This window comes from Salinifilum aidingensis, assembly GCF_054782015.1.
In genome coordinates, this window is record NZ_BAAGTH010000001.1 from 79,591 (window position 1) to 104,939 (window position 25,349).

The 25,349-nt window shown below is 72.3% G+C and carries 21 protein-coding genes, 2 tRNA genes and 1 other RNA gene; 4 read left to right on the forward strand and 20 right to left on the reverse strand.

Translation table 11 applies throughout. The annotated features are described in order from the left end of the window. Positions 1-121: 121 nt before the first annotated feature. The 10 genes from ACYVJE_RS00400 to ACYVJE_RS00445 form a co-directional block, all read right to left on the reverse strand. Positions 122-1,435, reverse strand: a complete 1,314-nt coding sequence (locus ACYVJE_RS00400) for a DUF418 domain-containing protein (RefSeq protein ID WP_461142758.1) — start codon at positions 1,433-1,435, stop codon at positions 122-124. A 108-nt stretch (positions 1,436-1,543) separates the two neighbouring features. Next, positions 1,544-2,719, reverse strand: coding sequence for a Nickel transporter NicT (gene nicT / locus ACYVJE_RS00405; protein WP_461142759.1), 1,176 nt, complete (start codon positions 2,717-2,719; stop codon positions 1,544-1,546). Positions 2,720-2,960: 241 nt separating this feature from the next. Beyond that, on the reverse strand, positions 2,961-4,544 hold the full coding sequence (locus ACYVJE_RS00410; protein WP_461142760.1) for a flavin-containing monooxygenase: 1,584 nt from the start codon (positions 4,542-4,544) through the stop codon (positions 2,961-2,963). Beyond that, the gene (locus ACYVJE_RS00415; RefSeq protein ID WP_461142761.1) at positions 4,526-5,494 is read right to left on the reverse strand and encodes an alpha/beta hydrolase; all 969 of its coding nucleotides are present in this window, start codon (positions 5,492-5,494) and stop codon (positions 4,526-4,528) included. The genes ACYVJE_RS00410 and ACYVJE_RS00415 overlap by 19 nt, the downstream gene beginning before the upstream one ends. Positions 5,495-5,908: 414 nt before the next feature. Next, positions 5,909-6,281, reverse strand: a transfer-messenger RNA (tmRNA) gene (gene ssrA, locus ACYVJE_RS00420). Between the two features lie 124 nt (positions 6,282-6,405). Then, the gene (gene smpB / locus ACYVJE_RS00425) at positions 6,406-6,882 is read right to left on the reverse strand and encodes an SsrA-binding protein SmpB (protein ID WP_459158511.1); all 477 of its coding nucleotides are present in this window, start codon (positions 6,880-6,882) and stop codon (positions 6,406-6,408) included. A gap of 10 nt (positions 6,883-6,892) precedes the next feature. Further along, positions 6,893-7,795 (reverse strand): permease-like cell division protein FtsX, encoded by a 903-nt coding sequence (gene ftsX / locus ACYVJE_RS00430; RefSeq protein ID WP_461142762.1) that lies wholly within the window; start codon positions 7,793-7,795, stop codon positions 6,893-6,895. Positions 7,796-7,839: 44 nt separating this feature from the next. Continuing rightward, on the reverse strand, positions 7,840-8,529 hold the full coding sequence (gene ftsE / locus ACYVJE_RS00435; RefSeq protein ID WP_459158509.1) for a cell division ATP-binding protein FtsE: 690 nt from the start codon (positions 8,527-8,529) through the stop codon (positions 7,840-7,842). A 365-nt stretch (positions 8,530-8,894) separates the two neighbouring features. After that, a complete protein-coding gene (gene prfB / locus ACYVJE_RS00440; RefSeq protein ID WP_459158508.1) occupies positions 8,895-10,004 on the reverse strand; it encodes a peptide chain release factor 2 in 1,110 nt (369 codons plus the stop codon). A 377-nt stretch (positions 10,005-10,381) separates the two neighbouring features. Further along, entirely contained in the window at positions 10,382-10,879 is a 498-nt protein-coding gene (locus ACYVJE_RS00445; RefSeq protein ID WP_459158507.1) for a PadR family transcriptional regulator, read from the reverse strand. A gap of 317 nt (positions 10,880-11,196) precedes the next feature. Here ACYVJE_RS00445 and ACYVJE_RS00450 point away from each other — a divergent pair, with 317 nt between their 5' ends. Continuing rightward, on the forward strand, positions 11,197-11,406 hold the full coding sequence (locus tag ACYVJE_RS00450; protein ID WP_459158506.1) for a hypothetical protein: 210 nt from the start codon (positions 11,197-11,199) through the stop codon (positions 11,404-11,406). A gap of 120 nt (positions 11,407-11,526) precedes the next feature. Here the strand turns inward: ACYVJE_RS00450 and ACYVJE_RS00455 are convergent. The 5 genes from ACYVJE_RS00455 to ACYVJE_RS00475 all read right to left on the reverse strand — a co-directional run bounded on the left by ACYVJE_RS00455 (position 11,527) and on the right by ACYVJE_RS00475 (position 16,831). Next, positions 11,527-11,600 (reverse strand) — tRNA-Met (locus ACYVJE_RS00455). Between the two features lie 182 nt (positions 11,601-11,782). Further along, positions 11,783-11,856: transfer RNA gene (locus ACYVJE_RS00460), tRNA-Met, on the reverse strand. A 219-nt stretch (positions 11,857-12,075) separates the two neighbouring features. After that, on the reverse strand, positions 12,076-14,967 hold the full coding sequence (locus ACYVJE_RS00465) for a UPF0182 family protein (protein WP_461142763.1): 2,892 nt from the start codon (positions 14,965-14,967) through the stop codon (positions 12,076-12,078). A gap of 181 nt (positions 14,968-15,148) precedes the next feature. Continuing rightward, a complete protein-coding gene (locus tag ACYVJE_RS00470; RefSeq protein WP_461142764.1) occupies positions 15,149-15,715 on the reverse strand; it encodes a PPA1309 family protein in 567 nt (188 codons plus the stop codon). 78 nt (positions 15,716-15,793) lie between these two features. Then, positions 15,794-16,831 (reverse strand): YlbL family protein, encoded by a 1,038-nt coding sequence (locus ACYVJE_RS00475; protein WP_459158504.1) that lies wholly within the window; start codon positions 16,829-16,831, stop codon positions 15,794-15,796. 197 nt (positions 16,832-17,028) lie between these two features. On the opposite strand from ACYVJE_RS00475, the gene ACYVJE_RS00480 reads away from it, so the two are divergent. Beyond that, positions 17,029-18,519 carry a zinc-dependent metalloprotease gene (locus ACYVJE_RS00480; RefSeq protein WP_461142765.1) on the forward strand — a complete coding sequence of 497 codons (1,491 nt, stop codon included), beginning with the start codon at positions 17,029-17,031 and terminating at the stop codon, positions 18,517-18,519. Between the two features lie 53 nt (positions 18,520-18,572). Here the strand turns inward: ACYVJE_RS00480 and ACYVJE_RS00485 are convergent, their stop codons facing one another. Then, positions 18,573-19,115 carry a SprT-like domain-containing protein gene (locus ACYVJE_RS00485; protein ID WP_461142766.1) on the reverse strand — a complete coding sequence of 181 codons (543 nt, stop codon included), beginning with the start codon at positions 19,113-19,115 and terminating at the stop codon, positions 18,573-18,575. A gap of 227 nt (positions 19,116-19,342) precedes the next feature. On the opposite strand from ACYVJE_RS00485, the gene ACYVJE_RS00490 reads away from it, so the two are divergent. Together ACYVJE_RS00490 and ACYVJE_RS00495 are read left to right on the forward strand one after the other, a co-directional pair. Next, entirely contained in the window at positions 19,343-19,495 is a 153-nt protein-coding gene (locus ACYVJE_RS00490) for a DUF5679 domain-containing protein (protein ID WP_459158501.1), read from the forward strand. Positions 19,496-19,630: 135 nt separating this feature from the next. After that, entirely contained in the window at positions 19,631-20,962 is a 1,332-nt protein-coding gene (locus ACYVJE_RS00495; RefSeq protein WP_461142767.1) for an ABC1 kinase family protein, read from the forward strand. 333 nt (positions 20,963-21,295) lie between these two features. Here ACYVJE_RS00495 and ACYVJE_RS00500 read toward each other — a convergent pair whose 3' ends face one another. The 4 genes from ACYVJE_RS00500 to ACYVJE_RS00515 all read right to left on the reverse strand — a co-directional run bounded on the left by ACYVJE_RS00500 (position 21,296) and on the right by ACYVJE_RS00515 (position 25,277). Beyond that, on the reverse strand, positions 21,296-22,180 hold the full coding sequence (locus tag ACYVJE_RS00500; protein WP_461142768.1) for a class I SAM-dependent methyltransferase: 885 nt from the start codon (positions 22,178-22,180) through the stop codon (positions 21,296-21,298). Between the two features lie 103 nt (positions 22,181-22,283). Next, positions 22,284-22,724: a WhiB family transcriptional regulator gene (locus ACYVJE_RS00505; protein WP_461142769.1), complete on the reverse strand. Its 441-nt coding sequence runs from the start codon at positions 22,722-22,724 to the stop codon at positions 22,284-22,286. Positions 22,725-22,865: 141 nt separating this feature from the next. Then, positions 22,866-23,027 carry a hypothetical protein gene (locus ACYVJE_RS00510; RefSeq protein WP_459158497.1) on the reverse strand — a complete coding sequence of 54 codons (162 nt, stop codon included), beginning with the start codon at positions 23,025-23,027 and terminating at the stop codon, positions 22,866-22,868. A gap of 165 nt (positions 23,028-23,192) precedes the next feature. After that, entirely contained in the window at positions 23,193-25,277 is a 2,085-nt protein-coding gene (locus ACYVJE_RS00515; RefSeq protein ID WP_459158496.1) for an ATP-dependent DNA helicase UvrD2, read from the reverse strand. Positions 25,278-25,349: the final 72 nt, after the last annotated feature.

A 25,349-nucleotide genomic window follows, 5' to 3' on the forward strand; every position in this document is an offset into this window, starting at 1 on the left:
CCACACGCGCGCGCCGCCACCGCCAACGAGGGGCGCGTGCCCTGGAAAATCACCGAAAGCGGGCAGATTCCCGGGAGCACTGCCCGGTGGCGCTCGGCCTCGGCGGCCGCCGGAGCGGGGCTCACCCCCGCCGCGCGCCGGGCACGCGGTCCGCCACGACCACCGAGGCGCGGTGCAGCACCCGTTCGAGCGGCCCGCGCCCGAGCCACCACCGCCACAGGCCGCACAGCAGCAGCGTCGCGGCGGTGAACGCGCCGAGCAGCAACCACGGCTGCCGCGCCGGCGATCCCTCCCCGGCCTCGCCCAGCACGGGGATGAGCACCAGCGCCTGCGCGGTGTAGGTGGTCAGCGCGAGCGCTCCGGTCGCGGCCAGCGGCGACAGCACCGCACCGCCGCGCGCGTCGCCGAGGAGCAGGCAGACGGCGAGCGCGACCAGGGCGCACCCGCCGGAGCCGAGGATCTCGAACGGGGTGCCGGAGTGCGGCCCGGCCAGCAGCAGGACCGCGGGACCGCCCGTGGTGGGCGCGGCGCCGAAGGAAGTCGTCGCCAGCAGCTCCAGCGGCTCCTCGCCCAGCCGCTCGCCCAGCGGGCGCAGCACGGACAGCAGCGGTTCCAGGGCGCGGATCCCGCCGAAGACGTGCAGTCCGAGCCACGAGCCGCCGTAGCCGAGCACGGCCAGGCACGCCCCCGTCGCGAGCACGCGCAGGCGCACGGCCCGCGCGCGCAGGTCGAGCCGCCCGAGCGCCATGCCGGCGAGGACGAACGGCATCCACGTCAGCACCGGGTAGGTCCCGGTGAGCAGCAGCCGCAGCGCGGCCTGCCCCGCGCCGGAGGGGGAGGTCAGGTCGGAGAAGGCGACGGCACCGCCGGCCGTGCTCTGCTCGATGCCGCTGCGCAGGGCGAACGAGACCACCGGGCCGAGCAGGGCCCAGACGGCGGCGGTGGCGGCGAGCGCCGCGGGCCGCACCCGCAGCAGCGGCAGCGCCAGCAGGAAGTACGCACCGTAGGACGACAGGATCACCATGATCGGCGCGCCGAGTTCGGTCAGCACCATGCCCAGCAGGAGCAGGAGCACCGCGCGCACGGTGATGCGCACCCGGTCCCGCCGCGGCGCCGCTGCGGCGCGCGGGGCGTGCCCACCGCTGAGCAGGGCCAGCGACACCCCGGCCAGGACGGCGAAGAGCACCGAGGCGTGGCCCGCGGACAGCGCGTCGAGGACTCCGGCGGCCCCGCCCGCGTCCGGGGTGAACCGGCTCGGGCCGACGTGCGCGACGAACATGCCGAGCACGGCCAGCCCGCGGGCGATGTCCACACCGATCACGCGTGCCCGGGCGGGCCTCGCCCGGTCCTGGCTCGCTGGGCCCTGGCTCGCTGGTGGTTCCGCGGGGGTGCGCGCGGCTCCGGGTGCCGCGCCGGGGGGATTCGCATCGGTCACGTGATCAGCCTGCACCGCGCGTGCCTGCTCGCGCGTCGGGCGCGGGTCGCGGCTCGGCCTGCCACCGCGGGCTGAGGGGCCTCGACCCGCGGGGTGATCGCACCTGCCTCACTCGGCCGAGCCCACCGCGGTGTCCCTGGTGGCCGCGGCGTCCTCAGTGGCCGCGGTGTCCTCGGCGGCCGCGGTGCTGCGGGCCTCGGCGGCATCGCGTTCGGCGAACCCGCCGAACTTCCAGACCGCCGCGGCGACCAGCCAGGTGACGAGGAACAGGCCGACGATGACGTACCCCGCGTTCTCCAGCTCGATCCCACCGATCCAGGCCAGCGGACCCGTCTCGATGCCGAAGCGCTCGACGAGCAGCTCGGCCAGGACGACGCCCCCGATCCCGAAGGCGACCACGACCGAGAGCACCGTCACCGTGAGGTTGTAGAAGATCTTGCGCACGGGGCGCAGGAAGGCCCACCCGTAGGCCCACGTCATGAGCACGCCGTCGGCGGTGTCGAAGATCGACATGCCCGCGGCGAACAGCACGGGAAGCACGAGGATCGCGTACCAGGGCAGGGTCAGCGCCGCCGAGCTGGAGGCCAGCGCGAGCAGGGCGATCTGGGTGGCGGTGTCGAAGCCGAGCCCCATGAGCAGCCCCACCGGGTACATGTGCCACGGCTTGCTGACGTGCCGCATCACGCGGCTGAGCAGGCGGGCGAGGAACCCCCGGCTGTGCAGGTGCCGCTCCAGCTCGACCTCGTCCAGCCCCGCGGAGCGCATGCGCCGGAGCACGCGCAGCACGCCGCCGAGCGCGAACAGGTTCATCAACCCGATGAGCAGGAGGAAAACCCCGGCCACGAGCGTGCCGACGAGCCCGAGGGTGGACTGCAGCTGCGAGTTCTCGTTCTGCACCGGGGAGATGAGCGCGCCGATCCCGGCGGCCAGCAGCAGCGCCAGGCCGAAGACCACGCTGGAGTGGCCGAGGGAGAACCAGAAGCCGGTGCCGGCGGCGGGCTTGCCCTCGCCGACGAGCTTGCGCGTGGTGTTGTCGATGGCGGCGATGTGGTCGGCGTCGAACGCGTGCCGCACGCCGAGCAGGAACGCGGTCACGCCGACGCCGAAGGCGCCCGCACCGCCCATGACGTTCTGCGGGGCGACGACGAGGCCGAACACGCCCCAGCCCACGACGTTGAGCAGCACCACGAAGGCGCCCATGCCCGCCAGGGAGCGCAGCACGCGAGGGGTCCACTGCGGCGCGGCACTCGCCGCACCGGTCGTCCGGGTCGCTGACGCGTTCATGGCGCGCCATTATTGTGCAACTGATCGCTGTTGCAAACAACGTGCGACAGTGCCGACACAACCTTGACGCGGCCGCCGCGAACCGCCTCGACGCGACCGCCGCCGACTCACCCTCCCGGACGCGGAACTCACCCGGGAGGCGATTCCTCCGCACCCGACCGCCCCGCACGTGGTGAGTCCCCACGAGAAACGTTCACCACGCCCCGGAAGTGGCAGGCGGGAGGAGGGAAGGCTCCCCCGCTCAGGCCACCTCGAAACCGTGGTAGTTCGCGACCGCCACTCCGTCGGCGATCAGCTTGTACGTGCCGACCCCGCCGACGAACGGCATGAAGACGCGCTGCTTGCCCGGGACGTTGGCGCCCACGTACCACGACGCCGCCCGCGGCATCACCGTCAGCGCCGCGACGTCGTTCGTCGTGTTCACCCAGTTGTCCTCCGCGTCGAGCTCCGGCTCGATGCGGCGCGCGCCCCGCTCGCGCAGATGCGCCAGCGCACCGCTGATCCAGTCCACGTGGTACTCGATGGACGTCATCATGTTCGACAGCACCGACGGGCTCTGCGGCCCGGTGATCATGAACAGGTTGGGGAACCCCGCCGACATCAACCCCAGGTACGTGCGCGGACCCGCCGCCCACTTCTCCCGCAGCGTCCGGTCGCCGTTGCGGATCTCCACGGCGTCCAGCGCACCGGTCATCGCGTCGAACCCCGTGGCGAGGATGATCACGTCGAACCCGTGCTCGCGCTCCCCGGCGAGGATCCCGCGCTCGGTGACGCGGTGGATCGGCTCCTCGTTGACGTCGACGAGCGAGACGTTGTCCTGGTTGTACACCTCGAAGTACCCCGTGTCGACGCACATCCGCTTCGCACCGAGCGGATACGACCGCGGCGAGAGCTTCTCGGCGAGCTCCGGGTCGTCGACCTTGCTGCGGATCCGGGATCGGACGTACTCGGCCGCCGCCTCGTTGGCCTCCGCGTCGGAGAGGATGTCCGGGAAGGCCTGCATGAAGCACAGGCCGCCGTCGGCCCAGCGCCGGTCGAGCTCGCGGGTGACCTCCCCGGCGCCGGTCTCGGTGAGGGCCCGGGTGCCCGCACCGCACTGGAACCCGGCCGTGGTCGTCCGGCTGACCTCGCGGAACTCGCGGTAGCGCGTGCGGACCTCGGCCAGCCGCTCCCCGATCGGCCCGTTGTGGGCGGGCACGGCATAGGGAGGGGTGCGCTGGAAGACCGTCAGCTGCCCGACGACCGGGGCGATCGCGGTGATCGTCTGCAGCCCGGACGAACCGGTGCCGATGACGGCGACCCGCTTGCCCGCCAGGTCGACCTCCTCGTGCGGCCAGTGCGACGTCCAGTGCACCTCGCCGGTGAAACCGTCCAACCCGTCGAACTGCGGCCGCGAGGGCACCGACAGGCACCCCGTCGCCGCGATCACGAAGCGCGCGGTGGCCCGCGCGCCGTCGCCGGTGGTCACCGTCCACTCGCACGCGGACTCGTCCCAGTCCAGCATCTCCACGCGCGTGTTGAAGGTGATGCCGGTGCGCAGGTCGTGGCGCTGCGCGACGTGCCGGGCGTACGCGAGGATCTCCGGCTGCGCCGCGTAGCGCTCGCTCCAGTCCCACTCCTGCTCGAGCTCCGGGTCGAAGGTGTAGGAGTACTCGATCGTCTCGATGTCGCAGCGCGCGCCCGGGTACCGGTTCCAGTACCACGTCCCGCCGACATCGCCGGCCTCGTCGAAGACCCGCGCGTCGAAGCCCAGCAGGCGCAGCCGGTGCAGCTGGTACAGGCCGGAGAACCCGGCCCCGATGATGATCACGTCGTGGTCGGACATCGGTCAGCCCGCCCTCCCCTCCCGGCGACGAACGCGTCGATGTGCTCGGCGACGAGCCGCATGCCCTCCTCGTGCCCGGGCAGGAGGCCGGCCATCTGGAAGTAGCCGTGCATCTGCCCCGCGGCTTCGTGGAGCACCACCGGCACCCCGGCGGCCTCCAGGGCCCGCGCGTAGGCGACGCCCTCGTCGCGCAGCGGGTCGCACTCGGCGACGGAGACCAGCGCGGGCGGCAGCCCGGCGTGCGTCGCGGCGCGCAGCGGGGAGGCGTCGGGATGCGTGCGCGCCCGCTCGTCCGGCAGGTAGTGGCCCCAGAACCAGCGCATCGTCTCCCGACCGAGCAGCAACTGGTTCTCCGGCGCCAGGTAGGAGCCCCGGTCGAGGTCGCAGTCCGTCACCGGGTAGATCAGCACCTGGTGGTCGATCCGCGGCCCCGCCGCGTCGCGCGCCCGCAGCGTCATCACCGCGCCGATGTTGCCGCCGGCGCTGTCGCCGGCGACGATCAGCGGGACTCCCTCCGGCGCGAGCTCCGCGGCGTGCTCGGCCGCCCAGGTCAACCCGGCCCAGCTGTCCTCGATCGCCGTCGGGAAGGGGTGCTCGGGGGCCTTGCGGTAGTTGACGAGGACCACGGTGGAGCGCGTGGTGTTCGCCAGCCGACGCCCCACGTGGTCGTACTGCAGGTCGATGTCGCCGAGGACCCAGCCACCGCCGTGGAAGTACACGACGATCGCCCGCGGGGTGCCCGCAGGGGTGAGCACCCGGGTGCGGAACCGCCCGTCCGCGCCGTCCAGCTTGAGGTCGCGCACCGCCGCGACCTCCGGTCCGGGACCGCTCATGCCCGCGAAGATCGGGCCGCTCATCCGGGCGATCGCGGGAGTCGACTCGTGGATCGGCGGCGTGCCGGACTCCGCGAGCCGGGCCAAGAACGCCTCGGAGGTCGGTTCCAACGGCATCGCACGTGCTCCCTCGACGTCGCCGACGACGGACCGCCGCGTTCGCCAGCCGCCGTCGCCCTCCCGCGGGCTCGTCCACGCCACCGGTGCGCAGCCCCAGGCGGCATCCCCGGCCAGCGGCTCCCGGCCAGCAGCCCCGGAGCCCGGCAACTCCGCAGCCCCGACCGGTGATGCGCATCATGTGCTCGTGATGTTCCACGGTACGGAGCGAGTTGCCGCGGGGCACGAGCCGAACCGGGTGATCCCCGCTCCCGGCCGCCGCCGCACGTCCCCGACCTCGGCGCCGAACCGGGGCGCGGTTCCGCCGGCCCGCGGCTGCGCGCCCGGGAGCCTCCCGAACGCCCCCGGGGCGGCCGCCGGCGGGCGCGGAACGCGAAAAGGGGCCACCCGCCGTGCGGGTGGCCCCTCGTCGTGCTGTGGAGGTGCCGGGATTCGAACCCGGGTCCTTCGCAGCCTCACCGAGACTTCTCCGTGCGCAGTCCGCTACGCCTCTACTCGGCTCCACCGGTCACGCGGACGAGCCGGTGTGACGAGCCCAGTCGCTGTGCGGTGTCCCACGAGGCCCCGCGACCAGGCCACGTGGTGAGCCTCCTCGCTGATGCCGGATTTCGGGACGGAGGCTTACCCGATCCGACAGAGTCGCTCCTCGCTCAGGCGGCGAGGGCGAACTCGCGCTGACTCTTGTTGTCGGCGCTTATTAGTTGACGGCGACGCTTCACGGTGGTCTCCCGCCTGCACCGGCACGCTTCCCTCGGATCAACCTACGAAGTCGAAACCAGTCACCCCCTCATCGCCCGTTCGCGCGGGCACGCTGTTCGAGCTGCACGCCCAGCATAACGCCCGCAGGCGCGCCGATCATTCCCGGTGCACCTGATTCATTCCACCGGAGCGCGCGATCGGCCCCACCGCGCTCAGCGGCGCCCCTTCCGGGCCAGGCCGATGGCGCGCTGCATCTCCCGCTCGGCATCGCGCTTGGCCATGTCGCGGCGCTTGTCGTGCTTCTGCTTGCCGCGGGCGAGCGCCAGCTCGACCTTGGCCTTGCCGTCCGAGAAGTACAACGACAGCGGCACCAGGCTCATTCCGCTCTCCTGGACCCTGCCCAGCAGCTTGGCGATCTCCTCGCCGTGCAGCAGCAGCTTGCGGGAGCGCCGCGGCTCGTGGTTGGTCCAGGTGCCCTCGGTGTACTCCGGGATGTGCACGTGCCGCAGCCACACCTCGCCGCCGTCGACGGTGGCGAACCCGTCCACCAGGGACGCCTTGCCCTGGCGCAGGCTCTTCACCTCGGTGCCGGTCAGCACGATCCCGGCCTCGTAGGTGTCCACCACGGACCAGTCGTGCCGCGCGCGCCGGTTCTGCGCGATCAGCTTGCGACCGCTCTCCTTGCCCATGCCGACCAGCCTACAGCCGGACGTACAGGCGCAGCGTCACATATCCGGTGACCGCCGAGATGCCCGCGGCCACCAGCAGCAGGACCGGTGCGACCACGGCGATGTCGCCCATGCCGATCGGGGGGACGACCCCGGAGGAGGCGATCGGCGCGATCACGTTGTCCAGGAAGCTGAACTTCGCGACCACGAGCCCGCCGACCGCGAGCAGCGCGCCGATCAACCCGGACACGACCGCTTCCAGCAGGAACGGCAGTTGCGTGTACCAGCGGCTCGCGCCCACCAGGCGCATGATGCCGGTTTCCGTCCTCCGGGTGAACGCGGAGAGCTGGATCGTGTTGGAGATCAGCAGCAGGGCCGCCAGGGCCTGCACCAGAGCCACCGAGAACGTGGCGTTGCGCACTCCGTTGAGCATGTCGAACAGGCGGTTGAGGTACTCGGCCTGGTCGGTGACCGTGTCGACGCCGGGACGCCCGGTGAACTGCTGCACCAGCGCCTGCGAACGCGACTCGTCCGAGAGCTTCACGCGCAGCGAGGCCGGCAGCGCCTCCTTGCGGACCACGTCGCGCAGCTCGGGCTGCGACTCGAAGACCCGGTTGAAGTTCTGGAAGGCCTCGTCCCGGTTCTCGTAATCCACCGACTCCACCCCGGGCAGCTGCTGCAGCTCCGAGCGGAGGTCCGAGCACGGCTGCTGCCCGCAGGAGGGGTCGTTGGCGCTGACGTCGTCGGTCATGAACACGACGACCTCGACCCGGTCCTGGTAGGTGGCCTGCATCTTGTCGATCATGCGCACGACGAGCAGACCACCGCCGAGCAGGCCCACCGAGATCGCGGTCGTCAGGATCATGGCGATGGTCATCGTCACGTTCCGGCGCAGGCCGTTGACGACCTCGCTGAGTACGAAGCTTGCGCGCATCTGAGCTTCCTGGCTGGGTTCGGGGGTTCGGGGTGGGCGGGGAGTTACCGACCCGCGCCGTAGACACCGCGGGCGTCGTCCCGGATCACCCGGCCGAGACTGAGCTCGACGACGCGGCGGCGCATCGAGTCGACGATCGAGTGGTCGTGCGTGGCCATCAGGACCGTGGTGCCGGTGCGGTTGATGCGCTCCAGCAGCAGCATGATGTCCTGACTGGTGTCCGGGTCGAGGTTCCCGGTCGGCTCGTCGCACATCAGCACCAGCGGCCGGTTCACGAACGCGCGGGCGATCGCGACCCGCTGCTGCTCACCGCCGGAGAGCTCGTGCGGCATCCGGTCGGCGTTGCCGTCCAGCCCGACCAGCTGCAGCACCTCGGGGACGACGCGCCGGATGGTGTGCCGCGGCTTGCCGATGACCTCGAGCGCGAACGCCACGTTCTCGGCGACGGTCTTGTTGTTCAGCAGCCGGAAGTCCTGGAACACGCAGCCGACGCGCTGACGCAGCCGGGGGACGCGCCGCCGCGGCAGCTTGGCCACGTTCCAGTCACCCACGAGGACCCGGCCCTGGGACGGCACTTCCTCGCGCAGCAGCAGCCGCAGGGCCGTCGACTTCCCCGACCCCGACGGGCCGATGAGGAACACGAACTCGCCCTTGTCGACATGCATCGAAACGTCGTCGAGGGCGGGCCTGGACGACGTCTTGTACGTCTTGGACACGTGCTCGAGGCGGATCACGCCAGCGGAGTCTAGTCACGGGCCGTGCCCGCTCCGCCGCCCGGCCCAGGATGAGCGGCTCACCAGTGGTTTCGCCGCAAGCGCGACACGCCGCGCATCCGGGTGACCACGCAGGAGAGGCACCACGTAACGGAGTGATCACACCGCGGCGCGTGCGGCTGCGCGAGCGCCGCGCACCACGCGACAGCGCGCAGCAGTGCGCTGTGCGCAGCAATTCGCGCGGAACGCCGGGGCGATCACGCCGCGGGCGGTTCGTCGGGAAGACCCGAATCCGCTCGAGGCGCTCGCGGCGCGACGCTGCCGCCGGGGGCGAGCCCCGCGGCCGCCGCCAGCGGAGGCGGGGCGGGCCACGCCGCGGCGCGGGGTCAGGCCGCTTCCTGCTCCTGCTGGCGGCGCCAGCGGATGCCCGCTTCGAGCAGCCCGTCGATCTCCCCCTCCAGCACGGCCTCCGGGTTGCCCACCTCGTAGTTCGTGCGCAGGTCCTTGACCATCTGGTACGGGTGCAGCACGTAGGAGCGCATCTGGTTGCCCCAGCTGGAACCGGAGCCCTTCAGCGCGTCCAGCTCGGCCTGCTCCTCCTCGCGCTTGCGCGCCAGCAGCTTGGCCTGCAGCACGCGCATCGCCGCTTCCCGGTTCTGCAGCTGCGACTTCTCGTTCTGGCAGGACACGACGATGCCGCTCGGCAGGTGGGTCAGGCGCACCGCCGAGTCGGTGGTGTTGACGCTCTGCCCGCCGGGCCCCGAGGAGCGGAAGACGTCCATCCGCAGGTCCTTCTCGTTGACCTCGACGTGGTCGGTCTCCTCCACGACGGGCAGCACCTCGACACCGGCGAAGGAGGTCTGCCGGCGGCCCTGGTTGTCGAACGGCGAGATGCGCACCAGCCGGTGGGTGCCCTGCTCGACCGACAGCGTCCCGTAGGCGTAGGGCGCGTTCACCCGGAAGGTCGCCGACTTGACCCCGGCCTCCTCGGCGTAGGAGGTGTCGTAGATCTGCGTGGGGTACTCGTGGCGCTCGGCCCAGCGCAGGTACATGCGCATGAGCATCTCGGCGAAGTCGGCCGCGTCCACGCCGCCGGCCTCCGCGCGGACGGTGACCATGGCCTCGCGCTCGTCGTACTCGCCGGAGAGCAGCGTGCGGACCTCGAGGGCCTCGAGGTCCTCCTTCAGCTGCGCCCGCTCCTGCTCGGCCCGCTGCAGCTCGGCGGTGTCGCCCTCGTCCTCGCCGAGCTCGTAGAGGACCTGCAGGTCCTCCAGGCGCTGCCGGAGCGCGGTGACCCTCCGCAGGTCGCCCTGCCGGTACACGAGCTGGCTGTTGACCCGCTGGGCGTACTCGATGTCGTCCCAGAGGTCGGGCTTGGCCGCTTCGGCCTCCAGCTCGGAGATCTTCGCGCGCAACGACTCCACGTCCAGCACGCTCTCGATGCTCTCCAGCGTGTTGGACAGTTCCTTGAGTTCAGCGGCGACGTCGGAGTTCACAGTTCCAGCGTACTGGACGGGCGCGGCTCACCGACATGCGGACGCGCCCCGCCGCGGGCGGCGACGAGGCGCGCGAGTTCGTGCGGGCCCCGGGAGGGCGTCCGCACCCGCGGAGTTCACCCGACGGGGTCCACCCGACGGGGTTCATCCGGTGGGGTTCATCCGGTGGGGTTCATCCGGTGGAGCTCACCCGGCTGGGCTCGCCCGGGCCCAGCCCGGCCGGACCGTCCCGCGGGAACCGCCCGGCAGGTCTCACCCGGCGGGGATCATCCGGCGGGGACCACCCGACGTGGTTCATCCGTTGGAGTGAAAACAGGCCGCTCCGGCCGTGACGCCCCGCGACCGGGGCGCCACGGCACCGCACGACTCCGAGGACCTCAGTCCGGGATGGCGTCGATGAGCTTGATGAGCGCCCGGTTGTAGGCCACGGTGAAGTCCGCCGCCGCCTTCTCGTACGGGTCGCTCACGGCCTTCGCCGCGGCCTTGGACTCGTCGAGTTTCTCCTGGTATTGAACGCGCGCCGAGGACTTGAGGTTGGCCCGCTGCTTCGGAGTCAGCGATCCGGAGTAGACCAACCGCAGGATCAGCGGGCTGCGCACGTTGTCCGGTCCCGGCTCGGTGTTCAACCAGGACTTGAACGCGCGCTTGCCGGCCGCGGTGATCACGTACTGCTGGCTCGACCGCGGCCCCTGCTTGCCCAGCCGCAGGTAGCCGGCATCGGTCAACGCGGGCAGCTCGCGGTACACCTGGCTGCGCGTCACGCTGAAGAAACCGCCGAAGCGCTCGGTGGCGGCGGCAACGAGCTCACCACCGGTCTTCGGCCCGTCGTGCAGTAGCCCCAGAAGGGCGGCGGATGTCGCATTCAGCTCGCTCACACCCTCACGGTGCCACGGCCGAGCCTTGCTGTCCACAATGGTCCTGGTATCTGTCCACAGTGGTTGCAGCGGACTGGTCCAAGTGGACGAACGGTTGCGCCGGTCGCGCGTTCCGGAGGGGCGTCGCGCGCGAGCGCGGAGCACGACCGTGCGCGGCGCGCACGCTGCGCAGTCATCCGCCCCTCCCGACTCCCCTGAACGGGCGGTTCCCGGCCCCGACACGGTTCCCAGCGGCCACCGGGTCTGTCCAACCGGGCCCCGCGAGGAGCACCCTGCGGGCACGGCGACCTGCGGGCGAACGGAACGGGAGGTCGGCCATGCACGGGCGTTGGAACCGCACCAGGGTCATCCGCGGCCGCACGCGGGCCGCGAGCCGCCTCGGCGAGCACGGTGCCGCGGCACCGCCGCAGCACGCGCACGACCCGTGCGTGGTGTGCGGGCGCCTCCTCCCCGACCTCGGGGCCGCGCAGGCGGGGGAACGCGTGTGCTCGGCCGAGTGCGCCCGGGCCTGGGCCGCGCGGCGCTGATCCCGCGGGAGCGCACCGGCCCGTCCGCCCCTCCGGCGTCGGGCGGATCGGATCCGGCCCGCCCGCCGCACGCCCCGGGCACGAAGAACCGGGAGGGGCGTTGCCCCTCCCGGTCACCAGTAGCGGGGGCAGGATTCGAACCTGCGACCTCTGGGTTATGAGCCCAGCGAGCTACCGAGCTGCTCCACCCCGCGCCGTATGCGGACTGTCCGTCCTTGTGCTGACCACTCTACACCCGCTCCGGGCGGCCCTCGCACGGGGGTCCCCGAGCCGCAGCCGCGGGAATCCCACGTGCCCCGGCCGGGCCCGGAGCAGCCCGGGCACCCCGCTGCGGAAGACGAAAATCGGGAGGGGTGCGCGACCCCTCCCGATCCAGTAGCGGGGGCAGGATTCGAACCTGCGACCTCTGGGTTATGAGCCCAGCGAGCTACCGAGCTGCTCCACCCCGCGCCGCCACGGCTGCGATGTCCGCGAAACCACCCGGGTCAACACCGCATCGATCCGGTGCATTCCCGATCCGCTCCGCGGGAGCGCCGTGTTCCGTTGTGCGCACAGCTTAGCAACCGCCGCTGCTGGGCCCGCACAGGGGGTGCGCACGGGCGGATTTCACCCGAACGGGGCGGTGGGCACTTCGCGGGAAGCGCCCACCGCCCAACCGGAAAGGCCAGGTCAGCCGCCCTGCGCCTGCTTGTACCTCTCGATCGCGGCGCCCAGCTCCTGGTAGGCGGTGCCGATCTCGCCGTAGTTGCCGGACGACTGGGCGCTGCGCAGGTGCTCCAGCGCCGCGTTGATCTCCTCGACCGCCTGCGCGGTCTCCTGGTCCGCCTGCGGCTGCTGGCCGTCCTGCGGAGGCCGCTGCTGCTGGCCGTCCTCCTGGCCCTGGCCGGTCTCGGTGCCGCTGCCGGCACCCGCGCCGAAGACCTGCTCCAGCGCTCCGTCCAGGGTTTCGTGGAACCCGACGCGACCGCCGAAGGAGACCAGCACCCGCGCCAGCTGCGGGTACGACTCCTCCTCGTTGCGCTGGATGTAGATCGGCTCGACGTAGAGCAGACCACCCGCCACCGGCAGCGTCAGCAGGTTGCCGAAGATCGCCGAGACGTTCGGGTTGTTGAACAACGTCCGGTTCTCGGTGACCTCCGGGGTGGACTCCATCTGGTTCTGCACCTGGTTGGGGCCCGGCGTCTGCGTGTTCGTCGGCAGCCGCAGCACGTTGATCTCACCGTAGTTCTGCGGGTCCGAGGAGGCCGACATCCACGCCGCCAGGTTCTGCCGCCGCAACTGCGTCACCGGGCTCATCAGCTGGAACGTCGGCTGTTCCTGGCCGCGCGTCTGGGCCACCACGTAGTACGGCGGCTGCGGGCCGGACTCGCCCTCGCCCTTCTTCGTCGGATCCGGCGGGACCTCCCAGAACGTCTGGGTCGCGTAGAACTTCCCCGGGTCGTCGACGTGGTACTTCGTGAGGATCTCCCGCTGCGTCTTGAACAGGTCCTCCGGGTACCGGAAGTGCTTCCGCAGCTCGGGGCTGATCTCGCTGGCCGGCTTGATCAACCCCGGGAAGACGCCCTTCCACGCCTTGAGCACGGGGTCCTGCTGGTCCGTGGTGTAGAGGTCCACCGAACCGTCGTAGGCGTCGACGGTGGCCTTCACCGAGTTGCGGATGTAGTTGACCTGCTCGTTCGGCTGGCCCGCGACACCGCTGCCCGTCTGCGTGTCCTGGGTGGCCTGGCCGAACTGCGTGCGCTGCGAGTACGGGTAGTTGTCCAGCGTCGTGTAGCCGTCGACGATCCACTTGATCCGCCCGTTGACCACGGCCGGGTACGGGTCGCCGTCCAGCTTGAGGAACGGCGCCACCTTCTGCACGCGGTCGCGCGGGTTGCGCTCGTAGAGGATCTTCGAGTTCGACCCGATGGCCTGGTTGAACAGGATGTTGCGCTCGCCGTGCTGGGCGGCGAACACGAGCCGCTTGAACGGGTTGTCCAGCGGCACACCGCCCTCACCCGTGTAGGTGTAGCGCTGGGTGTCGGTGTCGTACTCCCGCGGCGGATCGCCCGGGTCGCCGCCGGTGATCGCGTAGTCGCCGCGGTTGCCGACGAGCTCGCCGTAGTAGATCCGCGGCTGCTCCACCGGGATCTTGCCCTGGCCGTTGTTGGCCACGTCGCTGATGGAGAAGACCGGGTAGCCGCCCTCGGAGCCGCCTTCCTGCAGCGTCGTGTTGACCCGGTCGGCCGGCGCGGACACGAGCCCGTTGCCGTGGGTGTAGACCATGTGGCGGTTGATCCACGTGCGCTGGTTCGCCGCCAGGCCCTGGGTGTCGATCTCGCGCAGCCCGACCAGGTAGTCCTGCAGCTCGCCCTGGTCGTTGCGGTAGCGGACCACGTCGAGCTTCTCGGTGAAGCCGTAGAAGTTGTACTGCTGCGTGAGCTGCGTGAACGTCGGCTCCAGCACGGCCGGGTCGAGCAGCCGGATGTTCGGGATCGTGCCCTTGTCCTGCGCGACCTCCTGCGGCTGCAGCTGCGTCCGCCCCGCGTAGTCCTCGAAGTTCACGTGCTCGTCGTCGACCCGGTAGGCGTCCTTGGTCGCCGTCAGGTTGCGCTCGATCGACTGCGCCTCGCGCTGGTTCGCGTTCGGGCGCACCGAGAACTGCTCCATCAGCGCCGGCCAGATCGCCCCGAGGACCACGCTGGACAGCACCAGCAGCACCGTGGCCAGCGCGGGGATCTGCAGGTTCCGCAGGAAGACCACGGCGAAGAACGCCACCGCGCAGAACAGCGCGATGAACATGAGGATGAGCTTCGCCGGCAGCACCGCGTGCAGGTCGGTGTAACTGGCACCGGTGAACAGGTCGTTGCGCGAGGACAGCAGCAGGTCGTAGCGGGCCAGGAAGTAGTCGACGGCCTTGAGCAGCACGAAGATGCCGGCCCAGATCGCCAGCTGCACCCGCGCGGCCACGGAGAACTGCCCCGAGCGCCCGGCGAGCCGGATGCCGCCGAAGACGTAGTGCGTCACCAGCGCGGCGAAGAACGCCAGCGCCACGGCGACGAACGCCCACGTCAGCGCCATCCGCCAGAACGGCAGCTCGAACGTGTAGAAGCTGATGTCGTTGCCGAACTCGGGGTCGGTCTTGCCGAACGGCACGCTGTTGAAGAACAGCTGCGCGACCTGCCACTGGGCCTGCGCCGCGAGACCGCTGAAGACCGCCACCAGGATCGGAATGCCCAGCCCGAACAGGCGGGAGCGCTCGGTGAGGACGGTGCGGTACCGCGCCAGCGGGTCGTCCGGGCCGCTCGCGGGCACGAACACCGGCCGGCTGCGGTAGGCCAACCACAGCGACAGCAGCACGACGGCGCCGAGGAGCACCGCCACGCTCAGCCCCAGCCCGAGCCTGGTCAGCAGCTGGGTGGTCATGACCTGGCGGTAGCCGACCTCGCCGAACCACAACCAGTTCACATACGTCCCGAGCAGCCGTGATCCGGCGATCAGGGCGACGAGCACCACGCCGCCGAGGATCAGCAGGATCCGGGCTCGCCTGGACAACTTGGGCATCCCTGCCGGGGGCCGCATGGCCACAGCGCACGCTCCTGGTCACGATCGTCGGGCCCGGGCGGCGGAACGATCCGCCCTCGTGAGTTTTCACTCTACGATGTGGGAGAAGCACGCGCGGAAGCCCCTTCACGAACTGGACGTACTGGGCAGCCCGTGCGATTCATCCCCCGGCCCGGTGACGTCCGGGGCAGTCGTGTGCTCAGCCGGTGAGCGTCTCGTGCAGCGCGCGCAGCAGGTTCGGCGCCAGCGAGGCGTCCTGGACCACCTCGCCGTCCGCGGGGTCCTCCTGCTGGTCCTCCCGGGCCTCCTCGGCCTCCTGCTCCTGCGGGCGCAGGCGCAGCACGCACGTCTCCGACTGGTCGCGGAGCACCGCGGCCACCAGACGCGCCTCGTGCCGCTCGGGGTGCTCGGCGGCGGCCTGCCGGGCGGCCTCGTCCTCACCGGGGAGCTCCGCCTCGGCCTCCGGCGGCAGGACGACGATCTCCTGCACGACGGCGCACCCCGCCACCTGCTCGGGCCAGACGATGCGCGACAGCGCCTCGCCGAGGTCCTCGCTCGGCAGCGACTCCTGGGCGATCGGCGTGAGCGCGGCCTCGGGGTCCAGCTGGTCGGCCAGCCCCGGTTCGGCCGAGAGCAGCTGCCCGGTGGGCACCAGGGCGAACAGCTGCACCGGTTGGTTCCAGCCGTGGGCGTGCACGAACTCTTCGATCTCGCGGGTGGCCGCGGGCAACGCCGCCGCCACGTCCTCGGGGATCTGCGCGGACATGACCCCATAGTCCCCGGCGGTCGGCGGAGCGCCGCACCGGGTCCGGCGGAGCGGTCCGCGAATCCGCCGGGGACGCCCTCAGCAGGTCCGGGGCTGCTTTCCCGCGCGCACGGCGTCGAGGGCGCGGACCGCGTCGTCGAGCGTGCCGACCTTGGCCAGCTGCATCCCCTCGGGGGCCTGCGCGGCCGCTTCGGAGCAGTTGCCCGCCGGCACGAGGAAGGTCGTGGCACCCGCCTCGCGCGCCTTGGTCATCTTGAACCGGATCCCGCCGATCGGCCCGACCTCGCCGGCCGGGGTGATCTCCCCGGTGCCGGCGACGAACTCGCCGCCGGCCAGCTGGCCCGGCGTGAGCTTGTCGATGATCGCCAGCGAGAACATCAGCCCGGCCGAGGGGCCGCCGACGTCGGCCAGGCTGATGTCCACCGCGAAGTCGACGTCGGCCTGCTTCTGCGCCTGCACGCCGAGGAAGCCCTGCCGGTTCTGCCCGTCCTGGCCGTGCGGCCGCTCGGCCAACCGGACCGTGGCGTTGCGCTCCGGCTGCCCCTCGCGCTGGTAGCGGATGTCGACCCGGTCGCCGGGATTGGTGTCGCTGAGCGCCTCGTGCAGCGACCGCGCGTTGCGCACCGGGTCGCCGTCGGCGCGGAGGATCGCGTCGCCGGGTTTCAGCACGCCCTCGGCGGGGCTGCCGCCGACGACCTGGCCGACGACCACCTCGGTGGGGTAGCCGAGGTAGCCCAGCGCGGCGGTTTCGGCGGTGGTGCGCGAGGCGTTGAACGCCGCGGTGTTCTCCTTCTCGACCTCGCGCTCGCTCTTGCCCGGCGGGAAGTACACCTCGCGCGGGGTCAGCGCGTAGCGCCCGCTCGCCCACATGCTCAGCGCGCTGAACAGGGACAACCGGTCCGTGACGGAGACGGTGGTCATGTTCAGGTGCCCCTCGGTGGGATAGGTCCGCTCGCCCTTGATCCGGATCACCGGCGCGTCCCCGTCGGTGCCGAGCGTGTCGTAGGTGGGGCCGGGCCCCAACGCCACGTACGGCACCGGAGCGACCGCACCGAGCAGCCCGAACACGATGACCAGTCCGACGCTGAGCACCAGCGTCCACGTGCGGCGACTCACGAGCGGCCAGGATACGTGTTCGCTCTGCGCGATGCCGCAACCGCCCGGTGCGGCCGCCGCGCCCGTCCCGATCGCCCGGCCTGCCCGGATTCCCGCGGGTCAGGCGGCCGCTCCGCCGGAAAGGCCCTGCGCTGCGGGGCGCGCGGAGCCCGCCTGCCTGTTCTGTGCACCGAGTCCGGCCGCGTACCGTGGGGACTATGAGCAACTTGCCGTTCGGGTTCAACCCGCAGGATCCCGACGACCCGGACCAGCCCAACGAGCCCGGCCGAGGCGGGTCCTCGGAGGGCGGCGGGGACTCCGGCGACTCCTCGGGCTTCGGCTTCTCCGGCATGCCCGGTCCCGGCGGCATGCCCAACTTCGACATCGGCCAGCTCGGCCAGATGCTGACCCAGCTCGGGCAGGCGATGAGCCAGTCCGGCAGCGGCAGCTCGTCCGGGCCGGTCAACTACGACATGGCCAAGCAGCTGGCGGTGCAGCAGCTGCAGAACACCGGGCGCACCGAACGCCCGAAGCAGGAGCAGGTCAAGGCGGTCGAGGACGCGGTGCACCTGGCCGAGCTGTGGCTCGACCCGAACACCGCCCTGCCCGCCGGGGTCCGCGCGGTGCGCACCTGGTCGTCGGTGGACTGGGTGGAGAACACCCTGCCCACGTGGCGCCAGCTGTGCGACCCGGTGGCGCAGCGCATGTCCAACGCCTGGCTGGAGGCGCTGCCGGAGGAGGCCAAGCAGGCCGCGGGACCGCTGCTGTCCATGCTCGGCCAGATGGGCGGCATGACCTTCGGCACGCAGCTCGGCAACGGGCTCGCCCAGCTCGGCGGCGAGGTGCTCACCTCCACCGACGTGGGCCTGCCGCTGGGGCCGAGCGGAACGGCAGCGCTGCTGCCGGCGAACATCGAGCGCTTCGTCGAGGGGCTCGACCGCGATGCCGGCGAGGCGACCGTGTTCCTGGCCGCGCGGGAGGCCGCGCACCACCGGCTGTTCGGGCACGTGCCGTGGCTGGGGCAACGGCTGCTGTCCACGGTCGAGGAGTTCGCCCGCGGCATCCACATCGACACCTCCTCGCTGGAGGACATGGCCAGCAAGATCGACCCGTCGGACCCGAGCTCGATGCAGGAGATGATGAACTCCGGCATGCTCGAGCCGCAGAACACGCCGGAGCAGCAGGCGGCGCTGAGCCGGTTGGAGACGCTGCTGGCGCTGGTCGAGGGCTGGGTCGACGTGGTCGTGGCCGACGCGCTCGCCGACCGCCTGCCCGGTGCGGAGGCGCTCGGCGAGATGGTGCGGCGGCGCCGCGCCACCGGCGGTCCGGCCGAGCAGACCTTCGCCACGCTCATCGGGCTGGAGCTGCGGCCGCGGCGGATGCGCGACGCGGCGAACCTGTGGCGGATCATGACCGAGCGGCACGGCACCGCCGGTCGCGACCAGGTCTGGGACCACCCGGACCTGCTGCCGACCGCCGAGGACCTGGACGAGCCGCTGGACTTCGCCGACCGGTGGGGCCGCTCCGGCGACCTGGACGACCCGATCGCGGCGATCAAGCGCGCCGAGGAGCGCGAGTCCGCCGCGAAGGAGTCCGAGGAGTCCGGCGGGTCCGGGAGCTCCGACGGCGGCGGGTCCGGGGGTGGATCCGAGCGCGGTGACGACTCCGCCGGGGACTCCGAGGACGAGGGCGGTTCGGACCGCAGCTGACGCGGCCCGGTCCCGCGGCCTCCGCGGCAGCGGTGACCGGCCGCAGCGGCCGGTCAGTCGTCGTTGTCCGCGTCGCCGCCGAGCTCGAGGTGCGCGGCAGCGGAGAGCCCCTCCAGGTAGCCGATGGCCCGGTCGGTCTTCTCGTAGCGCCGCACCCACGCCCAGAAGTCCGCCCCGTGGCCGGGCACGAGCAGGTGCGCCAGTTCGTGCACGAGCACGTAGTCCAGCACCCAGGCGGGCACTTCGCGCAGGCGCCGGCTCACGCGGATCGACCGGTCGGCCGGGGTGCACGAGGCCCAGCGGGTGCGCATCGGGGGCACCCAGCGCGCGACGTCCGGACGGGCCCGCCCGTCCAGGTACGTGCGGGACAGCTCGCGGCAGCGGCGCAGCAGTTCCCCGTCGGACTCGCGCGCCGGCGAGCGCCGGCGCGTCTCGCTGCGCTCGAGCCGGCTGAGCATGTCCGCGACCCATCGCTCTTCTTCCGCAGCGCTCATGCGAGCCGGGAGCAGCACCACGACCGTGTCGCCGTCGCGGTAGGCGCTCACGCTCTTCTTGCGGCGAGCACTGCGGCGTACCTCCACCCGCGGTTCAGCCACGCCACGAGAGCTTAGTCGGTGCCGCCACCGGCGGTAGGCCCCTGTGATCCGTACCGCACCCGGCGATCCCCGGTGATCACGGATCACTGCTCCGTTCGGACGAACACGCGGTGCTGCAGATGCATGCACACCGGGGGCGCCGCCTGTACCTTCCTGAGCAACACGCCGCCCCGCGCGGGACGCCCGCGCGGAGCGGACCGATGCCGGAGACGAAGGAGGGCGGCCCCGTGGCCGAGACGTACAACGGCTACTGCGTCAAGTGCCGTGAGAAGCGGGACTTCAGCGGCGAGGTCGAGGAAACCAACGGACGCCGCATGGCCAAGGGCACCTGCCCTGTCTGCGGCACGAAGATGACGCGCATTCTCGGCAAATCGTCCTGAGAGGGGCCCGGCGCGGCAGCACCGGAACGATCGACGGGCCCACACCGCGGCGTGCAGCCTCTAACATGGCGTCGGGATGCCCGCATCCGCATCCCTGTTCGTCCTGGAGGTTCCCGCCGCACCCGAGGAGAACCCGTGTCCGACATTCCCCGCCGCGCGGCACGCCGGACCGCCAAGCTCGCCGGCCTCCCCCTCGGGGTGGCCGGCCGCTGGGCGACCGGGTGGGGGAAGCGGCTGACCGGGTACGACGCCGAGGAGGTCAGCAACGAGGTCTCCGCCAAGACCGCGGAGCAGCTGTTCGCGGTGCTCGGGCAGCTCAAGGGCGGTGCGATGAAGTTCGGCCAGGCCCTGAGCGTGTTCGAGGCGGCCGTGCCGGAGGACCTCGCCGGGCCGTACCGGGAGGCGCTCAACCGGCTGCAGTCGGACGCGCCGCCGATGTCGGCGGCCGGTGTGCACCGGGTGCTCGACGAGCAGCTCGGCACGGCCTGGCGCCAGCGGTTCGCCGAGTTCGACGACACCCCGGCGGCCTCGGCCAGCATCGGGCAGGTGCACCGGGCCACCTGGCACGACGGCCGCGCCGTGGCGGTGAAGGTCCAGTACCCGGGTGCCGGTGAGGCGCTGCGGTCCGACCTGCGGCAGCTGTCCCGGTTCTCCCGCCTGTTCCAGTCGCTGGCGCCGGGGGCCGAGGTGAAGCCGCTGCTGGCGGAGCTGCAGGAACGCATGGTCGAGGAGCTCGACTACCGCGCGGAGGCGGACTACCAGCGGGCGTTCGCGGCCGCTTTCGACGGCGATCCCGCGGTGCACGTGCCGCGGGTGGTGGCCAGCTCCCCGCGGGTGCTCGTGTCGGAGTGGGTGGACGGCCGCCCGTTCGGCGAGCTGATCACATCCGGCGAGCGCGCCGAACGCGACCGGGCGGGGGTGGCGCTGGCCGGGTTCCACTTCTCCGCGCCCGCGCGGGTGGGACTGCTGCACGGGGACCCGCACCCGGGCAACTTCCGGCTGCTGCCCGACGGCCGGCTCGCGGTGATCGACTTCGGCGCGGTGGCCAACCTGCCGCGCGGCCTGCCGGACACGCTCGGCCGGATGATGCGGCTGTCGCTGCAGGAGCGCTCGGACGAGCTGCTGGAGCTGCTGCGCTCCGAGCGGTTCGTGCCGCCGGAGCAGGACATCACCGCCGCGGACGTGCACGCCTACCTCAACCCGTTCACCGAGCCGGCGCGCACGGAGACGTTCCACTTCACCCGCGCGTGGCTGCAGCGGCAGGCCGAGCGGGTGGGCGACCTGCGCAGCCCGGACTTCCACACCGGTCGCCTGCTCAACCTGCCGCCGGACTACCTGGTGATCCACCGGGTGACCCTGGGCACCACGGGCATCCTGTGCCAGCTCGACGCGGAGGTGCCCGCCCGGGAGATCATGAACCGCTGGCTGCCCGGGTTCACCGCCGACGAGCAGCCGCAGGGTGCGTGAGCATCTCCTCCGGAGAGGTGGTCTGCTGGGTGGCCGCTGAAGCGCGTGGCCGAGTTGCTCGGGAGGCACGACGTCCAGTACGTACCGATGGTCACCGCAGGGACGGCTTGATCGGAGCGTTCGATCCCCGCTGTCTCATTCCGGCACGGCAGCTCCCGAACGCTCTCCACCGCACCCCACAACGCGACCGGGCCCACCGCAGGTTCTCAGGTGCGGCCCATGCGAGGAAGGCTCGACGTTGTGCAGGTGGCTACTCGATGTCGAGCACCCCGGAGCATGGGCCGTGCCTGAGGTTCCGCTGCGGAAAGCCCGCACGACAACAGCTCGACAGTCCTACTCGGGAACGGTGCCGACGATGACGGAGTGCGCGGCGAGGTAGTACAGGTCCTCCCGGTTGCCGGCGTAGTGCGGGTCGTCCGGGTCGAGCAGCCGCTCCAGCACCGCGGCGTCCTCGGCTCCGACGCGTTCCGCGGCGTGCCGCTGCAGGTGCGCGAGCCGGCCGACCACGGCCCCGCGGACGTTCTCGTCGAGCGGGGCCGGCCGGTCGACGAGGTAGCTCCGGGTTTCCACGTCCTGCAGACCGGCCTCGCGCATGGCGCTGCCCCACCCGACGGGCAGGCGCACCGCGCCTTCCATCTCGGCGCGCATGCGGCGGAACCACTCGTCGTCGGTGGCGGTCAGCCGCTCCTCCAGGCCGGGTTCGCCGAGGCCCACGTCCCACGGCAGCACGCGGGGCGGCAGCCCGGTTTCGACGATGGCCACCCGCCCGCCGGGACGGGCCAGCCCGGCCAGCCGCCGCAGCCCGGCCACCTGGTCGGGCAGGTGGTGCACGGCGAACGCGGCGTGCACCAGGTCGACCTGCTCCCCGACCGCCTCGGCGAGTTCCGGCCCGGCCGCGTCGGCGCGCACACCGCGCACTTCCACGTCGGCGCTGACGGAGCACCGCGCGCGGCGGGTGGCCTCGGCCAGCAGCTGCGGCGCCGAGTCCACGACGACGACCCCCGCACCACCCGGATCGCGCCGCCCCAGCTCCGCGGCGAAGGCCGCGGCCGTCCCGCCGGCCCCCGCGCCGATCTCGACGACCCGGCGGTCCTCGGCGCGCAGCAGCGAGGCCACCAGCTGCCGCGTTTCCGGTGCGACGAGCTCGTCGACCTGCCGCAGGTCCGCCAGCCGCGCGTCCCAGTCGATGTTGTCGTGCGAGTGCGCGTGTTCGACCATGCACAGCACTGTACGCGGGGGGGAACCGGGCCGTCGCCGCGATCACCGCCGGGCCCGCCGCGCCGCACCGGCCGGCTCCCCCGACCGGCTGGTGCGGCGCGGTTCACGCGGCGCGCGCGTCCCGGCCGCGCGGTTGCGGGGCGGCGGCCCCCTCGGGGGCGGGGTGCTTCCGCGGCCGGCCGCGGGGCCGTTTGCGCTGGATCACCGCGCCCTGGTCGAGGATCTCGCCTCCCCACACGCCCCAGGGTTCGCCGCGGGCGAGCGCCCCGGCCAGGCATTCGGCCTTGATCGGGCACTCGGCGCACAGCGTCTTGGCCTTCTCCAGCTCGCGCGGGGTCTCCGCGAACCACAGGTCCGGGTCGGCGCGGCAGGGCAACCGCAGCGCCCGGCCGCGGTCGGCGACCGCAGGCCGCCCGCCCCCAGCGGCTCCATCCGGCCCGGCTCCGTCCGGCCCGGGCGGGGTTTCCGCGGACGTGGGCGCTCCTCCCTCCTCCGTCGAGTTCTCCGCCACGCGGGTCCGTTGTCGGACACTCGCGGTAGCCATGCGATGACCTCCTGCTGTTCTCGTGAACGCTGTCGTGCTGCGGGAACTGGTCCTGGTGATCGCCGCGCGGCGGCCCCTGAGCGCACGAAAAAGGCCGCGGACCCGGCTGGCGGGTCCGCGGCCTGAGCTGCGCGTGCGGAGTTAGCTCAGTGAACGCGTGCGGCGTTCAGCGGCGGACCGGCGCCGGGTGGGAAACCAGCCGATGACGCGGGCGCGGTCGAAGAACGGATACGGGCGCACCGCGCGGAACGGCGCGTCGAACGCGACGAGGCCGGCCGGCGTTCCGATCGCGTCGATCAGCATGGTCGCCACCTCCGGCAGTGCGTTCGGGCCGCGTCGAGCCCCTCTCGACGGGCGTGCGGTGCCGGCCTCGCGGCATCCGCTGCTCGCGCACTCTACGAGCCGCCGCTGCGAGCTCGCAACGAATTTTTGACCTGCGAGTTCAGCGACACACGACCGGGGCTGCGGCTAGTTCTGCTCACCGCGCACGAGTGCGAGCACGTCGGAACCGAACTTCTCCAGCTTGCTCGCCCCGATGCCGGAGATCCCCACGAGCCCGCTCTCGTCGGCGGGCCGCTGCTCGGCGATCGCGATGAGCGTGGCGTCGGTGAACACCACGTAGGCCGGCACGCTGAGCTGCTTGGCCCGCTGGCTGCGCCACGACTTCAACCGGCCCAGCAGTTCCTCGTCCACGTCGGAGGGGCAGTCGGCGCAGCGGCCGATCTTGATGTGCAGCGTCTCGGTGAGCTTCTGCCCGCACAGGCGGCACCGCGCGGTCTTGCCCTTCGACTTCGCCGCGTCGGCCTGCTGGGCGTCCGAGCGGGCCTTCGCGGGCAGCGCGGCCGGGTGCCGGTCCGGGATGAGCCCGTGCAGGAACCGGCTGCGGCGCCGGTTGCGCCGGCCGCCGGCCTGCCGCGCCAGCGACCAGGACAGCCTCAGGTGCTGCCGGGCGCGGGTGACGCCCACGTACAGCAGCCGCCGCTCCTCCTCGACGGCCGCGGTGGTGTCGGCCCGCTGGATCGGCAGCGTGCCGTCGACGCAGCCGACGAGGAACACCGCGTCCCATTCGAGGCCCTTGGCCGCGTGCAGCGAGGCCAGGGTGACGCCTTCCACGGTCGGCGGGTGCTGCGCCTCGGCGCGCGCGTCGAGCTCCCGCACGTAGCGGCCCAGGTCGGCGTCGGGTTCGGTCCGCGCGAGCTCCTCGGCGAGCTCGACGAGCGCGTTGAGCGACTCCCAGCGCTCGCGCGCCGATCCGCCCGCGGGGGCTTGCGCGGTCAGGCCGAGCTCGGCCAGCGCGGCGCGGACCTGCTCGGGCAGCGGGGTCGGCTCGGCGCGGGCGACCGCGGTGCGCAGCGCGGCCATGGCCTTCCGGACCTCGTCGCGGGCGAAGAACCGCTCCCCGCCGCGCACCTGGTACGGGATCTCCGCCTCGGACAGCGCCTTCTCGTAGACCTCCGACTGGGCGTTGACGCGGAACAGCACGGCGATCTCGGACAGCGGCACGCCCCGGCCGACGAGCTTGGCGATCTCGCGGGCGACGGACTCGGCCTCCGCGGGTTCGTCGTCGTGCTCGCTGAAGTCCGGCCGCGGGCCGTCGGGGCGCTGGCCGACGAGCTGCAGCCGCGCCCCGGCGGGTCGTTCCCGCGCGGCACCGATGACCTGGTTGGCCAGCTCCACGATCTGCGGGGTGGAGCGGTAGTCGCGCTCCAGCTTGATCACCGCGGCCTCGGCGAAGCGGCGGGAGAACCCGATGAGCCACTTGGGCGTGGCCCCGGCGAAGGAGTAGATGGTCTGGTTGGCGTCGCCGACGACGGTCAGGTCGTCGCGACCGCCGAGCCACGCGTCGAGCACGCGCTGCTGCAGCGGGTTCACGTCCTGGTACTCGTCGACGACGAACGAGCGGTACTGGGCGCGGAACTGCTCGGCCACCGCCTGTTCGTCCTCCAGGATCGCGGCGATGTGCAGCAGCAGGTCCTCGAAGTCGAGCACCTCGGCGCGGTTCTTCGCCTCCTCGTAGGCGGTGAACAGCTGGGCCAGCTGGCCGGGCGGGATGCTCGTCTCCCGGCCGGCGCGGGTGGCGGCCGCCTCGTACTGCTCGGGGCCGACGAGGCTGGACTTGGCCCACTCGACCTCCGAGGCGAAGTCGCGCACGTCCTCCTTCTCGGTGGACGCGCCGATGCGGTTGGCCGCCTGCACCACCAGTCGGAACTTGTTGTCCACCAACGTCCACAGCGGCGTGTCGTGCACGCGGGGCCAGAAGTAGCGCAGCTGGCGGAACGCCGCCGCGTGGAAGGTCTGCGCCTGCACCCCGGGGGCGCCGAGGGCGCGCAGCCGGGTGCGCATCTCCCCGGCGGCGCGGGCGGTGAAGGTCACCGCCAGCACGTGCTGCGGCACGACGAGGCCGCGCTGCACGAGGTGCGCGATGCGGTGCGTGATCGTGCGGGTCTTGCCGGTCCCCGCGCCGGCCAGCACGCACACGGGTCCGCGCGGGGCCAGCACCGCCTGCCGCTGCTCCGGATCGAGCCCTTCCAGCAGTCGCGGTTGATCGGCCATGCGGCCGATCCTCGCAGACCCGCGCCCGCACGCGGGCGCGCACCCCGGCGCGGTGTGCGCCACGAGACCGCG

Excerpts from the sequence above, each read along its gene's own strand:
- nicT (WP_461142759.1), bottom strand. The coding sequence starts at position 2,719 with ATGAACGCGTCAGCGACCCGGACGACCGGTGCGGCGAGTGCCGCGCCG.
- ACYVJE_RS00410 (WP_461142760.1), bottom strand. The coding sequence starts at position 4,544 with ATGTCCGACCACGACGTGATCATCATCGGGGCCGGGTTCTCCGGCCTG.
- ACYVJE_RS00415 (WP_461142761.1), bottom strand. The coding sequence starts at position 5,494 with ATGCCGTTGGAACCGACCTCCGAGGCGTTCTTGGCCCGGCTCGCGGAG.
- smpB (WP_459158511.1), bottom strand. The coding sequence starts at position 6,882 with ATGGGCAAGGAGAGCGGTCGCAAGCTGATCGCGCAGAACCGGCGCGCG.
- ftsX (WP_461142762.1), bottom strand. The coding sequence starts at position 7,795 with ATGCGCGCAAGCTTCGTACTCAGCGAGGTCGTCAACGGCCTGCGCCGG.
- ACYVJE_RS00450 (WP_459158506.1), top strand. The coding sequence starts at position 11,197 with ATGCACGGGCGTTGGAACCGCACCAGGGTCATCCGCGGCCGCACGCGG.
- ACYVJE_RS00465 (WP_461142763.1), bottom strand. The coding sequence starts at position 14,967 with ATGCGGCCCCCGGCAGGGATGCCCAAGTTGTCCAGGCGAGCCCGGATC.
- ACYVJE_RS00470 (WP_461142764.1), bottom strand. The coding sequence starts at position 15,715 with ATGTCCGCGCAGATCCCCGAGGACGTGGCGGCGGCGTTGCCCGCGGCC.
- ACYVJE_RS00480 (WP_461142765.1), top strand. The coding sequence starts at position 17,029 with ATGAGCAACTTGCCGTTCGGGTTCAACCCGCAGGATCCCGACGACCCG.
- ACYVJE_RS00500 (WP_461142768.1), bottom strand. The coding sequence starts at position 22,180 with ATGGTCGAACACGCGCACTCGCACGACAACATCGACTGGGACGCGCGG.
- ACYVJE_RS00505 (WP_461142769.1), bottom strand. The coding sequence starts at position 22,724 with ATGGCTACCGCGAGTGTCCGACAACGGACCCGCGTGGCGGAGAACTCG.
- ACYVJE_RS00510 (WP_459158497.1), bottom strand. The coding sequence starts at position 23,027 with ATGCTGATCGACGCGATCGGAACGCCGGCCGGCCTCGTCGCGTTCGAC.
- ACYVJE_RS00515 (WP_459158496.1), bottom strand. The coding sequence starts at position 25,277 with ATGGCCGATCAACCGCGACTGCTGGAAGGGCTCGATCCGGAGCAGCGG.